Source organism: Bradyrhizobium sp. SZCCHNS2022 (assembly GCF_032377575.1).
Lineage (GTDB): Bacteria > Pseudomonadota > Alphaproteobacteria > Rhizobiales > Xanthobacteraceae > Bradyrhizobium > Bradyrhizobium aeschynomenes.
Window position 1 is genome coordinate 1390639 of record NZ_JAUHHZ010000001.1, and the last position, 14169, is coordinate 1404807.

Consider the following 14169-nt stretch of genomic DNA (forward strand, 5'->3'; position numbering starts at 1 on the left):
ACATAAACCGCAAAAGCCGCCGCTGGCCGTCGCCATGAAATTGCGATTTCGGGTGGCTGCCCTGCGCAGGCGAGATTTGTGATGCGCATTCTTCAAAAGCGGACATAAATGATTGGCAGAACGCGCGCTTCCGCCCGAGGGCGGTGAGCTGCGCCCCCGACAAGGCACGGCAAGAGGGCGGAATGGGCATCAACGAGAGCGAGATCAATCTCGACCAGAAATACACCGCAAGCTCCGGCCACATCTTCCTGACCGGCATCCAGGCGCTGGTCCGGCTGCCGATGGCCCAGATCCGGCGCGACCGCGCCGCCGGCCTCAACACCGCCGGCTTCATCTCCGGCTATCGCGGCTCGCCGCTCGGCGGCTACGACCAGCAGCTGTTCTCCGCGCGCAAACATCTCGAGCAGTACAACGTCAAGTTCCAGCCCGGCGTGAACGAGGACCTCGCGGCCACCGCGGTGTGGGGTTCGCAGCAGCTCGCACTGTCGCCGGGCGGCAAGTATGACGGCGTCGTCGGCATCTGGTACGGCAAGGGCCCCGGCGTCGACCGCTGCGGCGACGTCTTCCGCCACGGCAATGCCGCGGGCTCCGCCAAGAACGGCGGCGTGCTCTGCCTCGCCGGCGACGACCACGGCGCCAAGTCGTCCACCGTGCCGCACCAGTCCGACCACGCCTTCATGTCCGCGTTGATGCCCTATCTCTATCCGTCCTCGATCCACGAGATGATCGAGATGGGCCTGCTCGGCATTGCGATGTCGCGCTATTCCGGCTGCTGGGTCGGCATGAAGGTGATCACCGAGACGGTGGAGACCACCGCCGAGATCAACCTCAACGACGAGATGACGCCGTTCGTCATCCCGACGGATTTCGAGCTGCCGCCGGGCGGCCTCAACCTCCGCTGGCCCGACGACCGCTTCGAGCAGGACCGCCGGCTGCAGGACTACAAGGGCTTTGCCGCGATCGCCTTTGCCCGCGCCAACAAGGTCAATCGCATCACGATGGATAGTCCGAACGCCCGCTATGGCATCATGGCGTCGGGCAAGAGCTACGAGGACATCCGCCAGGCGCTGCGCGAGCTCGGGATTACCGAGGAGGTCGCCGCCAAGATCGGCTTGCGCCTCTACAAGATCGGCATGCCCTGGCCGCTGGAGCCGGAAGGCGTGCGCCAGTTCGCAGTCGGACTCGAGGAGATCTTCATCATTGAGGAGCGCCGCGAGATCGTCGAGAACCAGGTCAAGCAGGAGCTGTTCAACTGGCGCGATGACGTCCGCCCGCGCATCGTCGGCAAGATGGACGACCACGACAAGCGCTTCCTCCCCTTTGCGACCGAGCTCTCGGTTGCCTCGCTCGCGACCTCGCTGACGGAGCGTCTTCTTCGCCTCGACCTCAATCCCGAGATCAAGGCGATGCTGCGCGCCAAGGCCGACTGGTTCAACGGCCGCGACGCCTCGCAGATGCAGCTGGTCTCGCCGGTGGCGCGCACGCCGTATTTCTGCTCGGGCTGTCCGCACAACACCTCGACCAAGGTGCCCGAAGGCAGCCGCGCGCTCGCCGGCATCGGCTGCCACTTCATGTCGCTGTGGATGAACCGCAACACCGAGACCTTCACGCATATGGGCGGCGAAGGCGTGCCGTGGGTCGGCATCGCGCCGTTCACCAATGAGGAGCACATCTTCGCCAATCTCGGCGACGGCACCTATTTCCATTCCGGCAGCCTCGCGATCCGCCAGGCGGTCGCCTCCAAGGCCAACATCACCTACAAGATCCTCTACAACGACGCCGTCGCCATGACCGGCGGCCAGCGCCATGACGGCGATTTGTCGCCGCAGCAGATCACCTTCCAGCTCCACGCCGAGGGCATCCGCGAGATCTATCTGGTCTCGGAAAACCCGGACTCTTATCCGAGCGACAGCATCGCGCCCGGCGTCAAGCTCGCGCATCGCGACGAGCTCGACAACGTCATGAAGACGCTGCGCCAGACCAAGGGCGCCTCGGCCATCGTGTTCGTGCAGACCTGCGCCGCCGAGAAGCGCCGCCGCCGCAAGCGCGGCACGATGGAGGATCCGCAGCGCCGCCTGTTCATCAACCCGGCCGTCTGCGAAGGCTGCGGCGATTGCTCGGTGCAGTCGAACTGCATCTCGGTCGAACCTTTGGAGACCGAGCTCGGCCGCAAGCGCGTCATCAATCAGTCGTCCTGCAACAAGGACTATTCCTGCGTGAAGGGCTTCTGTCCGTCCTTCGTCACCATCGACGGCGGCAAGCCGCGCTCGCGCGCGCCCGCCGAACTCGGTGATATCGGCGAGATGCCGGAGCCGCAGACCAAGCCGTCGCTCGACCGGCCCTACAACGTCGCCGTCGGCGGCGTCGGCGGCACCGGCGTGCTGACGATCGGCGCGCTGCTCGGCATGGCCGCGCACATCGAGGGCAAGGCCTCGATGATCCTCGACATGTCCGGCCTCGCGCAGAAGGGCGGCGCGGTGCTCAGCCACGTCCGGCTGTCGCAGAACACCGCGGACGTGACCTGCTCACGCATCGTCACAGGCACCGCCGATCTCGTCATCGCCGCCGACGAGGTGGTGGCCGGCGCCAAGGAGACGATCACGCTGTGCGATGCGGAGCGCACCCACGGCGTGATCAACAGCCATCTGATCCCGACCGCCGATTTCGTGCTCAACCGCGACTTCAACTTCCAGAACCGCAAGGTGACGAGCCTGCTGGAGACCGCGCTGCGCAAGGACGCCACCTTCTTCGACTTCACCAAGCCTGCCGAGGCGCTGCTCGGCGACTCCATCGCCACCAACATGATGATGATGGGCTATGCCTATCAGAAGGGCCTGCTGCCGCTGTCGGCCGAGGCCATCGAGAAGGCGATCGCGATCAACGGCGTCGCGGTCAAGATGAACACCGAGGCGTTCCGGCTCGGCCGTCTCATCGTCGTCAATCCCGAGCGTGTCGCCGGCATGATGACCGGCCAGGACGAGACGGTGCCGCCGAAATCGCTCGATGCCATGACGCTCGACGAGATCATCGCCCATCGCATGACCTACCTCACCGCATACCAGAACGCCCGGCTCGCCAAGCGCTACCGCAAGCTGGTCGATCAGGTCCGCGACGCCGCCGACAAGGGCGGCTATGGCGAGGCACTGCCGCGCGCGGTGGCGATCAACTACGCCAAGCTGCTCGCCTACAAGGACGAGTACGAGGTGGCGCGGCTGTTCTCCGACGGCACGTTCGAGAAGCAGCTCCACGACGCCTTCGAGGGCGACTACAAGGTCAGCTTCAACCTGGCGCCGCCGATCTTCAACAGCGGCCTGGACCCTCAGGGCCGCCCGAAGAAGAAGAGCTACGGCCCCGGCATGATGAAGATTTTCCGGCTGCTGGCGAAGCTGAAGGGCCTCCGCGGCACCCCGCTCGACATCTTCGGCTATTCCGCCGAGCGCAAGATGGAGCGCGACCTGATCGCCGGCTACGAGAAGGACGTTGCGACAGTGCTGAGCTTGCTGTCACCGGCCAATGCCGAGATCGCGTCCGAATTCCTGTCGCTGCCCGACAAGATTCGCGGCTACGGCCCGGTCAAGGAGAAGGCGGTGCAGGACGCCAAGGTCCGCTACGCACAGTTGGCCGCCGACCTGGCGAACCCGCCGCCCGCGCCGCGCCAGATGGCGGCGGAGTAGGGTCCGCTCTCTCTGTCATCGCGAGGAGCGCAGCGACGAAGCGACCCAGAGTCATCGCGGAACTCTGGATAGCTTCGCTTCGCTCGCAATGGCGCGGAGAGAGCTGTAGCCCGCATGAGCGAGCGATATGCGGGACGGCTGTCCCAGGTGTCGCTGCGCCCACCCGGGCCGCATGTTGCTCTCAAGTTCTGATTTACAGATTTTAATTGACGAATTTCGGAATTTGTGATCTACTCCCGACATCCCGCCTCATCGGAAGGGGCGTTGCGCGCGATCGTCACGACACGCGGGGCGGGGAGCGATGGCCGCGGTCGAGCCGCAGCGTAGCTTGCTACGCGGACGAACGGCTGGGCCGCGGACGTGAAGTCGCAGCGTGCTGGCACCCCGATGCTGGTGCTACGTTCGTGACGGCGCTCGCGCGCCGCGCGGGCTATGGTGGCCAACAAGCCCGGCGCACCAGGCAGACTGCGTATAAGCGTGAAGACCATCGCGCAGGGAAGGCCGGGTTGTCCGGCTGCACCTGTGGTACCTGCCGCCTGCATTTTTTCTCGCAGGCGGGCCGCAGGCGTCAGCCGACGCCTGGCCTTCCCTGCGCCCTCCGATTGAAGAGGGCGAAAGAGATCAGCATGACTCGGGCAGTAATGTCGCGGGAACGCGCGCTCACGTGTAGTTCGATATGAGCTCGCTCGCGCCACACCTACGGTGTCGTCCCGGGCTTGACCCGGGACCCATAATCACAGACGGGCGTGAGAGTGCACGCTGGTTGACCATCGAGTCCAACAAGATCCGCCGGTGGCTATGGGTCCCGGGTCAAGCCCGGGACGACGGCGGAGTCAGAGGCGCGATCGCGCGCCATCTCCACCCTGCGGAATATTTTCCGCCTTTGCCAAGACGCTTGCCAAGACGCTTGCCAAGACTCCTGCGAGGGTCCAGAAAATCTCCAACCCTCGGGTAAGAAACGACAGGAAGCGGAGACGGAATTGACCATCAAGGGCAAGGCCTACATTGCCGGGATCTATGAGCATCCCACCCGGCACGCACCGGACAAATCGACCGCGCAGCTGCATGCCGAGGTCGCCAAGGGCGCGCTGGAGGATGCCGGGCTCAGCGCGAAAGACGTTGACGGCTATTTCTGCGCCGGTGATGCGCCCGGCGGCGCCTGGCCGATGGTCGATTATCTCGGGCTGAAAGTGCGGCACATCGATTCCACCGAGACCGGCGGCTGCTCCTATCTGATCCACGTCGGCCACGCCGCTGAGGCGATTGCCGCCGGCAAATGCTCGATCGCGCTGATCACGCTCGCCGGCAAGCCGCGCACCGGCCCGATGCCGCCGCGTGCCGCCGGTGCGGAAGCCGACTTCGAGATGGCCTATGGCGCCACCACGCACAATGCGTACGGCATGTGCGCCATGCGCCACATGCACGACTACGGCACCACCTCCGAGCAGCTCGCCTGGATCAAGGTCGCGGCCTCGCATCACGCGCAGTACAACCCGCATGCGATGCTGAAGGAGGTCGTGACCGTCGAGGACGTCTTGAACTCGCCGATGATCTCCGATCCCTTGCATCGCATGGATTGCTGCGTCGTCACCGACGGCGGCGGCGCGCTGATCGTCACGACGCCGGAAATCGCCAAGAGTCTGAAGAAGCCGCTGGTGCGGCTGATCGGCCATGGCGAGGCGATGAAGGGGCCGCGCGGCGGCAAGGATCTCGATCTCACTTATTCCGCCGGCGTGTGGTCCGGCCCGCGCGCCTTCGAGGAGGCGGGCATCACGCCGAAGGACATCAAATACGCCTCGATCTATGACAGCTTCACCATCACCGTGCTGATGCAGCTCGAGGATCTCGGCTTCTGTAGGAAGGGCGAGGGCGGCAAGTTCGTCGCCGACGGCAATCTCATCTCCGGCGTCGGCAAGCTGCCGTTCAACACCGATGGTGGCGGCCTGTGCAGCAACCATCCCGTCAACCGCGGCGGCATGACCAAGGTGATCGAGGCCGTGCGGCAGTTGCGCGGCGAGGCGCATCCGAAGGTGCAGGTGCCGAACTGCGATCTCGCCATTGCTCACGGCACCGGCGGCCTGCTCGGCGTGCGTCACGCCGCCTCGACCTGCATTCTGGAGCGCGTCTGATGTCTGAAGCCAAGAAGCTGCCGGCCCCCGTCACCAATCCCGAGACCAAGGCGTTCTGGGATGCGGCCGCCGAGGGCAAGTTCCTGATCAAGCGCTGCACGGCGTGCGGCGAGGCGCACTACTTCCCGCGCTCGATTTGTCCGTTCTGCTTCTCCGACCAGACGGTGTGGGAGCAGAGCGCGGGCGAGGGCGAGATCTACACCTTCTCGATCATGCGGAAGTCGCCCACGGGGCCGTATGCGATCGGGTATGTGACCCTGAAGGAGGGGCCGTCGTTGCAGACGAATTTCGTCGACTGCGACTTTGATCAGCTGAAGATCGGCCAGAAGGTGAAGGTGGTGTTCAAGCCGACCGACGGCGCGCCGCTGCCGTTCTTCACGCCGGTCTAGGTGAGGGCCCAGATGCATCCACGAGTCATTGCGAGGAGCAAAGCGACGAAGCAATCCAGAGCGTCTTGCGCGGTCCTGGATTGCTTCGCTTCGCTCGCAATGACGATGGAGGGCGAGCTGTGCACCCCATAACAGGTGCGTAGGGTGGGCAAAGGCGCGGAGCGCCGTGCCCACCGTGGTCGTTGCAAGAAAAGCGGTGGGCACGCTTCGCTTTGCCCACCCTACGAATAAAGAACTTGGGGAGGCGACATGCCGATCAACTATGATGAGCTGATGGCGATGAAGGCGATCGGGCAGCCCTATGCCTACACGGATCGCGACGTCATGCTGTACGCCTACGGCATCGGCATGGGCGCCGATCCGATGGACGAGCGCGAGCTCGCCTTCGTCAATGAAGCCACCGCCGAGCCGCGGCCGCTGAAGGTGGTGCCGACCTTTGCCTCCGTCGCCGCCTGGGGCGCCGGCCCCGGCGACATGAAGCTGAATCGCGTGCTCGTCGTCGACGGCGAGCGCGACATCACCTTCCACAAGACGTTGGCTGTCGCGGCGAAGATTACCGCAGACTCCTCCGTGCTCGCCGTCTCCGACAAGGGCAAGGACAAGGGCGCCGTCATCCGCCATCAAACTATCCTGCGCGATGAGACTGGTGCTGCGCTGGCGACGCTCGTCGCCTCCCGCTTCGCCCGCGGCGACGGCGGCTTCGGCGGTCCCTCCGGCGGCATCCCAGATCCGCATCCGGTGCCGTCGCGCGCGCCTGATCGCAGCGTCGACATCTCGACGCGTCCCGACCAGGCGCTGATCTATCGTCTCTGCGGCGACCGCAACCCGCTGCACTCCGATCCCGAATTCGCCCGCCGCGCCGGCTTTCCGCGGCCGATCCTGCACGGCATGTGCACCTACGGCCTGACCTGCCGCGCCATGCTGCAGACCTATGCGGACTACGACGCGTCGGCGTTCAAGCAGCATGCCGCACGGTTCTCCTCGCCGGTGTTTCCCGGCGAGACCGTGACGGTCGATCTGTGGAAGGACGGCGATGTGATCTCGTTCGAGGCGCGGGTGAAGGACCGCAACGTCACCGTCATCAAGAACGGCAGGACGGTGCTCGGTTGATATCGGCGTGAGAGGCACGTCTGCTAGTTGTCGTCATGCCCGGGCTTGACCCGGGCATCCATCCTCCTTCGAAGATGGATGGCAGGGTCAAGCCCGGCCATGACGAATAGAACGAACAACGCAGCGGGAGGACACCCATGGGACTGCTCGACGGCAAGGTGGCGCTGATCACCGGCGCAGGTGGTGGCCTCGGCAAGGCCTATGCAAAACTGTTCGCGCGCGAGGGCGCGGCGGTCGTCGTCAACGACCTCGGCGGCCCGCGCGACGGGTCCGGCTCGGATCTCTCGATGGCCGAGCAGGTGGTGGCCGCGATCAAGGCCGAGGGCGGCCGCGCGGTTGCCAATGCCGCCGACATCTCCACCATGGCTGGCGGGCAGTCGGTGTTCGACGACGCCATCCGGCATTTCGGCCGCGCCGACATCCTGATCAACAACGCCGGCATCCTGCGCGACCAGACCTTCGCGAAATCCAGCGAGGCCGACTGGGACAAGGTGATCCAGGTCCACCTCAAGGGCACCTTCTGCTGCACCCTGCCGGTGTTCCGCTGGATGCGCGACAATGGCGGCGGCGTCATCGTCAACACTTCTTCGACCTCGGGCCTGATCGGCAATTTCGGCCAGTCCAACTATGGCGCGGCCAAGGGCGGTATCTGGGGCCTGTCGAACGTGCTGGCGATCGAGGGCCGCAAGTACAACATCCGGGTCTGGACCCTGGCGCCGGGCGCGCTGACGCGGATGACCGCGGACCTGCCGCGCTACAAGGAGAACCCGGGCGCGGCGCTGACGCCGGAGGGCATTGCGCCGGCCGTGCTCTACATGGTCAGCCACCTCTCCGGCGATCAGACCGGCAAGGTGCTCGGCGTCTCCGGTCCGCGCGGCGTGCGCGAGTTGCGCATGATGGAAATGGACGGCTGGAAGCCGCCATCCTCGGCCTGGAGGGCGGAGGACATCGCAGAACATGCAGGGGAGATATTCTTTTCGGAGGACGAGATTCGAAAGTCCGCGCGGCGGTTCTAGGCTATAGCGTCATTCCGGGACGGTCCGAAGGACCGGACCCGGAATCTCGAGATTCCGGGTTCGCCTCTGCGAGGCGCCCCGGAATGACCAAACGAGAGAGAGGCTCCAAATGAAGCTCACCGCCGCCGCCAAAGGCACCTTCGCGATCGCGCCGACGCCGTTCCACGATGACGGCCGCATCGACGAGGCCTCGATCGATCGCCTGGTCGATTTCTATGCCGCGGCGGGCTGCGACGGCATCACCGTGCTCGGCATCATGGGCGAGGCGCCGAAGCTCGACGCGGCTGAATCCGCCGAGGTCGCGATCCGCTTCGTCAAGCGCGCGAAGACCATGCAGATCATCGTCGGCGTGTCGTCGCCGGGCTTCGCTACGATGCGCGCGCTGGCCCGCGCCACCATGGATGCCGGCGCTGCCGGCGTCATGATCGCGCCGCCGCCGAGCCTGCGCACCGACGACCAGATCACCGGCTATTTCAAGCAGGCGCAGGAAGCGATCGGCGAGGACATTCCCTGGGTGCTGCAGGACTATCCGCTGACGCAGCAGGTCCAGTTCACGCCGGCCGTGATCCGCAAGATCGTCATGGATAGCCCGTCCTGCGTGATGCTGAAGCATGAGGACTGGCCCGGCCTGGAGAAGATCGCGGCCCTGCGCGCGTTCCAGAAGGACGGCTCGCTCAAGCCGCTGTCGATCCTGTGCGGCAATGGCGGTCTCTTCCTCGATTTCGAGATGGAACGCGGCGCCGACGGCGCGATGACCGGCTACGCCTTCCCGGAAATGCTGGTCGACGTCGTCAAGCTGTCGCAGGCCGGCAAGCGCGATGCCGCGCACGACCTGTTCGACGCGCATCTGCCGCTGGTGCGCTACGAGCAGCAGCCTGGGGCAGGGCTCGCCGTGCGCAAATACGTGCTGCAGAAGCGCGGCGCCATCGCGTCGAGCGCGCAGCGCAAGCCGGGCTCCGCGATCACTGCCGCGGCCAAGGCCGAGGTCGACTATCTGCTCTCGCGGGTCGCGCGCTATGACGCCCGTGCCAATCTGCAACCCCGAGCCAGTGCCGCGGAGTAACCATGGCTGACGCTGCCGCCGTTCGTCCCGCCTCGACCGTGCTGCTGCTGCGCGATAGCGCTGCGGCACGCGAGATCGAGGTCTTCATGATGGTGCGCCACCATCAGATCGAGTTCAACTCGGGGGCCCTGGTGTTTCCAGGCGGCAGCGTCGACAAGGGCGACCGGGAGATTGCCGGGATACCCGAGTTGTATTCCGGTGGCGACGGCGTGGCCGCCGAGGCGCTCGGCTTCCGCATCGCCGGCCTCCGCGAGACCTTCGAGGAGAGCGGCATCCTGCTGGCGCGTCCGCGACGTTCGGACGCGCTGATCGATGCCGCCGCGGTGCGCGAGATCGAGGCGGCGCATCGCCTCGCGCTGTGTGAGGGTAAGACCAGCTTCCTCGAGGTGCTCGAGACGCATGGCCTCGTCCTGGCGCTCGACGCGCTCGTGCCTTACGCCCATTGGATCACGCCCGAGGGCATGCCGAAGCGCTTCGACACCTGGTTCTTCCTGGCGGCCGCGCCGCCGGACCAGCTCGGCGCCCATGACGGCCGGGAATCGACCGATTCCGTCTGGGTCTCGCCGCGTGAAGCGCTGGCGGGGGGCGAGGATGGCCGCTTCAAGCTGCCGTTTCCGACCACCCGCAATCTGATCCGGCTCGGCAAGCAGCCGGCCGTGGCCGAGGCCCTGGCGGCGGCGCGGGACATGAACGTCGTGACCGTGATGCCGGTGATGACCAGGACCGCCGATGGCGGCCGTCAGCTGCGCATTCCGCCCGAGGCGGGCTATGATGGCGAGGTGTTCGAGTTCGGTGCGGCCGGTTAACCGCACACGCTATTTTTCGTCCGGCGGATGATGCGCCGGCGGCGTTCGTTCCCTATTTGTTCATTTGGCCGCGCGGCGGCTCGTATATACTGCGGTTCCGAACATCGGATCCCATGAGTAAATTACCGGACCTCGACACGGCCTGCAGCAGCCTCCGATCGATGACGATCGGACGGATGATCTTTGGCAGTTTTTTGCTGCTGCTCGCCGTGATCACCGCCACCAGCATGGCGAGCGTGATCGCCATCCGCCACATCGATTCGACCTTTGCGGAGCTGCAGCGGCTGCAGGGCGTCGGCGATCTCGCCGAGGAGATCGACCAGCGCATGAACGAGCTGCGGCTCGCCGCGCGCGATTTCGTCACCGATCCGGGCTCGCGCTCCGACCGGGCGATGGAGGCGGCGACCGAGCTCAATGCGCTCTTGAAGAAGACGCGCCTGCAATTGGCGCCGGAGCAACAGGCGACCATCGACGGCGTGTCCCAGCGGCTCGCGAACTACCGCGAGGGCATCGACCGGATCAGTGCGCTGATCGCGCACCGCGCCGAGCTGTTGTCGGGGCTGCCGGCGGCCCGCGAGAGCTTCGAGGAGGCGATCGCCGGCCTGACCGATCGGGGCACCGCGCGGGCGCTGTTCCGGGTGCAGAACCAGGTCGGCGCGGCGCTGCTGGCGCGCGATCCAGCCGGCGCCGAGCAGGCGGCGCGCAGCATGCGCGCGATGCCGATCGAAGACGTCGCGCTGCGCGCCGCAGCGGACCGCTACGCCGAGGCCATCATCGCCATCGCCGGCACCGAGGACGAGATTGCGCGGCTCGACAAGGAGGTGCTCGGCATCGAGGGCCGGCTGATCGGCCGGGTCACCGAGCTGTTGCGCGCGCTCAGCGCCAGCCAGGGCAAGGTGTTGTCGCGCGACTTCGCCCGCACGCTGGCTGAGACCAAATGGCAGAGCATCATCTTCGGCACCGCGGGCGTCCTGATCGGCATCTTTGCCGCCTCCTTCGTGGTGCGTCGAACCGTGCGGCCGCTGGCGTCGATCGCCCGCTCGATCCGGGCGCTGGCGGCAGGTGAGAAGGCGACCTCGATTCCGCAGACCGACGTTCAGAACGAGATCGGCGACATCGCGCGTGCCGCCGAGGTGTTCCGGCAGACGCTGCAGGACGCCGACGCGGCCCGCGAGGCCGCGGTGCGCGCGCTGGCCGAGCAGCGGCTGGCGGAGGAGAGCTATCGCAAGCTGTTCGAGGCCTCGATCGACGGCATCTATGTCACGACCCCGGGCGGCCTCGTGCTCAACGCCAATCCGGCGCTCGCGCGGATCATGGGGTATGAAACGACGAGCGAGCTCATTCAGAGCGTCAACGATATCGCCGAGACGATCTACGTCCATCCGCTGGCACGCGAACGCTATCAGCGGCTGATGCGGCGCGACGGCATGGTGCGCGAGTTCGAATACCAGGTGCGACGGCGCAACGGCGAGATCCGCTGGCTGTCGGACAGCGCCACCGTGGTGCGCGACGAGAGCGGTGAGGTCGTCCGCTACGAAGGCGTCGTTCGCGACATCACCGATCAGAGGCGCGCGGAAGATGCGATCGCCGAAGGCCGCAGGCTGCTACAGCAGGTCATCGACACCGTGCCGGCGGTGATCAACGTCAAGGATCGCGACCTGCGCTACGTGCTGATGAACCGCTACATGGCCGGCATCTTCAACGTCGAGCCCGAGGATGCGCTCGGGCGCACCACGGGTGAGCTGATGGTGCGCTACGGCGCGAGCAAGACCGACTCGAACGACAAGCGCGTGCTGGCCACCAAGGCCGGCCTCGGCTTCTACGAGGAGGAGTATCTCGATTCCTGCTGCGTCATGCGGCAATGGCTGGTCAACAAATTGCCGCTGCTGGATGCGGACGGCGAGGTCGACAAGATCGTCACGGTGGCGCTCGACATCGGCGAGCGGAAGAAGAGCGAGCTGGAGATGCGCAAGGCCAAGGAGGCCGCCGAGACGGCGCTCCGCAACCTGCGGGAAACCCAGGCCTCGTTGATCGAGGCCGAGAAGCTGGCGGCGCTGGGGCGCATGGTCGCGGGCGTCGCGCACGAGGTCAACAATCCCGTCGGCATCAGCCTGACGGTGGCCTCCGCGCTCGAGCGCAAGACCGAGCGCTTCAGCGAGGCGGTGACGCGCGGCGAGCTCAGGCGCTCGAGCCTCAACGAGTTCATCGAGACCAGTCGCAACGCGGCCGCGCAGCTGGTCGCCAATCTCAACCGCGCGGCCGAGCTGATCCAGTCGTTCAAGCAGGTCGCGGCGGACCGCAACTACTCCGACCAGCGCAGCTTCGATCTCGCCGATCTCACCGAGCAGGTGGTGATGAGCTTGCGCCCTGGCGTGCGCAGACAGAACCTGACGATCAATGTCGATTGCCAGCCCAATCTGGTGATGAACAGCTATCCCGGCCCGTATGGCCAGGTGCTGACAAATCTGTTCCTCAATGCGGTCGCACATGCGTTCCCGGACGGGCGCAGCGGCGTGATCGAGATCCGGGCGCGCGAGTCCGGACGCGACAATGTCGAGATCATCTTTTCCGACAATGGCTGCGGCATGAGCCTCGACGTCCGCCGCCGCGCCTTCGATCCGTTCTTCACGACGCGCCGCGACCAGGGCGGCACGGGGCTCGGCCTGCACATCGTCTACAACATCGTCACCAACCGGCTCGGCGGCCGGCTCGATCTCGACTCCGAGCCCGGCGCCGGCACGCGCATCCAGATCATTCTGCCGCGCGTCGCGCCGTTGGAGCAGGCGGCCGAATAGGGACGGACTGAACAAGCATGTGACGCAACGACGTCGATCTCCTGATTGACTCTCACGAAGGCGCGATCGAATCGAAATCTGGCCCGGTTGATGCATCGTCATCGGCGCACCCTGGGGTGGTGCAGGAGCCAGATGGAAATGAGCAGATGGATCGTGTCCCGCGGCCATGCGCCGCATCGCGCTGATTGTTCGGCTGTCCGTCACACCGGTTCAAGGCGGCAGGAGGCCGGACGCTGGAAGCCACCCATCCGGGTCACTGGCGCAGCGCTGCTGATCGCTCTCGCCACGCCGACGCAGGCACGCGACCGCGGTCAATGGGCGAACTCATCGCCGGAGATGAAGGCGTGGTTCGACGGCTTGCGCAGCGGCAAGGGCCCATGCTGCTCCGATGCCGACGGCAGCGCCGTCAGCGATGTCGACTGGGAGAGCAAAGGCGGCCATTACCGCGTGCGTATCGAGGGCGAGTGGCTCGACGTTCCCGACGACGCCGTGATCACGGAGCCCAACCGCGTCGGCCGCACCATGGTCTGGCCGATGCGTGGCTATCAAGGGCTCTCGATCCGCTGCTTCATGCCCGGCAGCATGACGTAGGCCGCGTGCGCGGTGGCTCAGGCGTATTTCTGGTCGCGCTCGAGCAGCTCGATCGAGATGCCCTGCGGCCCGCGAATGAAGCAGATGCGTACACCGGGCCGGATCGTGGTCGGCTCGGTCGTGAAGGTCACGCCCTTGGCCTTGAGAGCAGCGGCTGCGGCGTCGATGTCCTTCACGGTGAGGCCGAAATGATCCAGGCCCTGGTGCGGCGTCAGCGGCGGTTCGTTGACGCCGTCGCCCGGCTCGACCTTGGCGATGAACACGCTGGCACCGCCGAGCTTCACGTCGATCCGCCCCGGATGGCGGACGATCTCGCCGCCGAGCATCTCGTGCAGCCAGCTCGCGGTCGCTTCCGGATCCGGGCTGCGCAGATGAATGTGGTCCCACGTGACATGCAACATCGTCGAGATCTTTCGAGGAGTGAACCGTCTGCGGCGCGGCAGCGTTTCCAAGGCGTTGGCGATGATCCGGATGTTTACCGACTCGTTGCCGGCCGCGCCAGCCCGGCGAACGTACCTGTATCCGGGCCTGCCCTCCAATTGTCGGCTTTGCATGCAACGCTGTCGATGTTTGCCGATTGATGTTCCCATACGCCC

The 14169-nt window shown here is 66.0% G+C and carries 10 protein-coding genes; 9 read left to right on the forward strand and 1 reads right to left on the reverse strand.

What is annotated here, in order from left to right; translation table 11 throughout:
• The first annotated feature begins 182 nt into the window (after nucleotides 1-182).
• From QXZ94_RS06185 to QXZ94_RS06225, 9 genes are all read left to right on the forward strand, one after another.
• Nucleotides 183-3674: an indolepyruvate ferredoxin oxidoreductase family protein gene (locus QXZ94_RS06185; protein ID WP_315719660.1), complete on the forward strand. Its 3492-nt coding sequence runs from the start codon at nucleotides 183-185 to the stop codon at nucleotides 3672-3674.
• A gap of 980 nt (nucleotides 3675-4654) precedes the next feature.
• Nucleotides 4655-5803: a thiolase domain-containing protein gene (locus QXZ94_RS06190; protein ID WP_315719661.1), complete on the forward strand. Its 1149-nt coding sequence runs from the start codon at nucleotides 4655-4657 to the stop codon at nucleotides 5801-5803.
• Entirely contained in the window at nucleotides 5803-6192 is a 390-nt protein-coding gene (locus tag QXZ94_RS06195) for a Zn-ribbon domain-containing OB-fold protein (RefSeq protein ID WP_315719662.1), read from the forward strand. The genes QXZ94_RS06190 and QXZ94_RS06195 overlap by 1 nt, the downstream gene beginning before the upstream one ends.
• Before the next feature lie 249 nt (nucleotides 6193-6441).
• The gene (locus QXZ94_RS06200; RefSeq protein WP_315719663.1) at nucleotides 6442-7302 is read left to right on the forward strand and encodes a MaoC family dehydratase; all 861 of its coding nucleotides are present in this window, start codon (nucleotides 6442-6444) and stop codon (nucleotides 7300-7302) included.
• 137 nt (nucleotides 7303-7439) lie between these two features.
• Nucleotides 7440-8318 (forward strand): SDR family oxidoreductase, encoded by an 879-nt coding sequence (locus QXZ94_RS06205; protein ID WP_315719664.1) that lies wholly within the window; start codon nucleotides 7440-7442, stop codon nucleotides 8316-8318.
• Between the two features lie 109 nt (nucleotides 8319-8427).
• On the forward strand, nucleotides 8428-9381 hold the full coding sequence (locus QXZ94_RS06210) for a dihydrodipicolinate synthase family protein (RefSeq protein ID WP_315719665.1): 954 nt from the start codon (nucleotides 8428-8430) through the stop codon (nucleotides 9379-9381).
• Nucleotides 9382-9383: 2 nt separating this feature from the next.
• Nucleotides 9384-10187 carry an NUDIX hydrolase gene (locus QXZ94_RS06215; protein ID WP_315719666.1) on the forward strand — a complete coding sequence of 268 codons (804 nt, stop codon included), beginning with the start codon at nucleotides 9384-9386 and terminating at the stop codon, nucleotides 10185-10187.
• 113 nt (nucleotides 10188-10300) lie between these two features.
• Nucleotides 10301-12982 (forward strand): PAS domain-containing protein, encoded by a 2682-nt coding sequence (locus QXZ94_RS06220; RefSeq protein ID WP_315719667.1) that lies wholly within the window; start codon nucleotides 10301-10303, stop codon nucleotides 12980-12982.
• 138 nt (nucleotides 12983-13120) lie between these two features.
• Nucleotides 13121-13573: a hypothetical protein gene (locus tag QXZ94_RS06225; RefSeq protein ID WP_409998468.1), complete on the forward strand. Its 453-nt coding sequence runs from the start codon at nucleotides 13121-13123 to the stop codon at nucleotides 13571-13573.
• A 17-nt stretch (nucleotides 13574-13590) separates the two neighbouring features.
• Here the strand turns inward: QXZ94_RS06225 and QXZ94_RS06230 are convergent, their stop codons facing one another.
• Entirely contained in the window at nucleotides 13591-13974 is a 384-nt protein-coding gene (locus tag QXZ94_RS06230) for a VOC family protein (protein WP_172108377.1), read from the reverse strand.
• Between the last annotated feature and the right edge of the window lie 195 nt (nucleotides 13975-14169).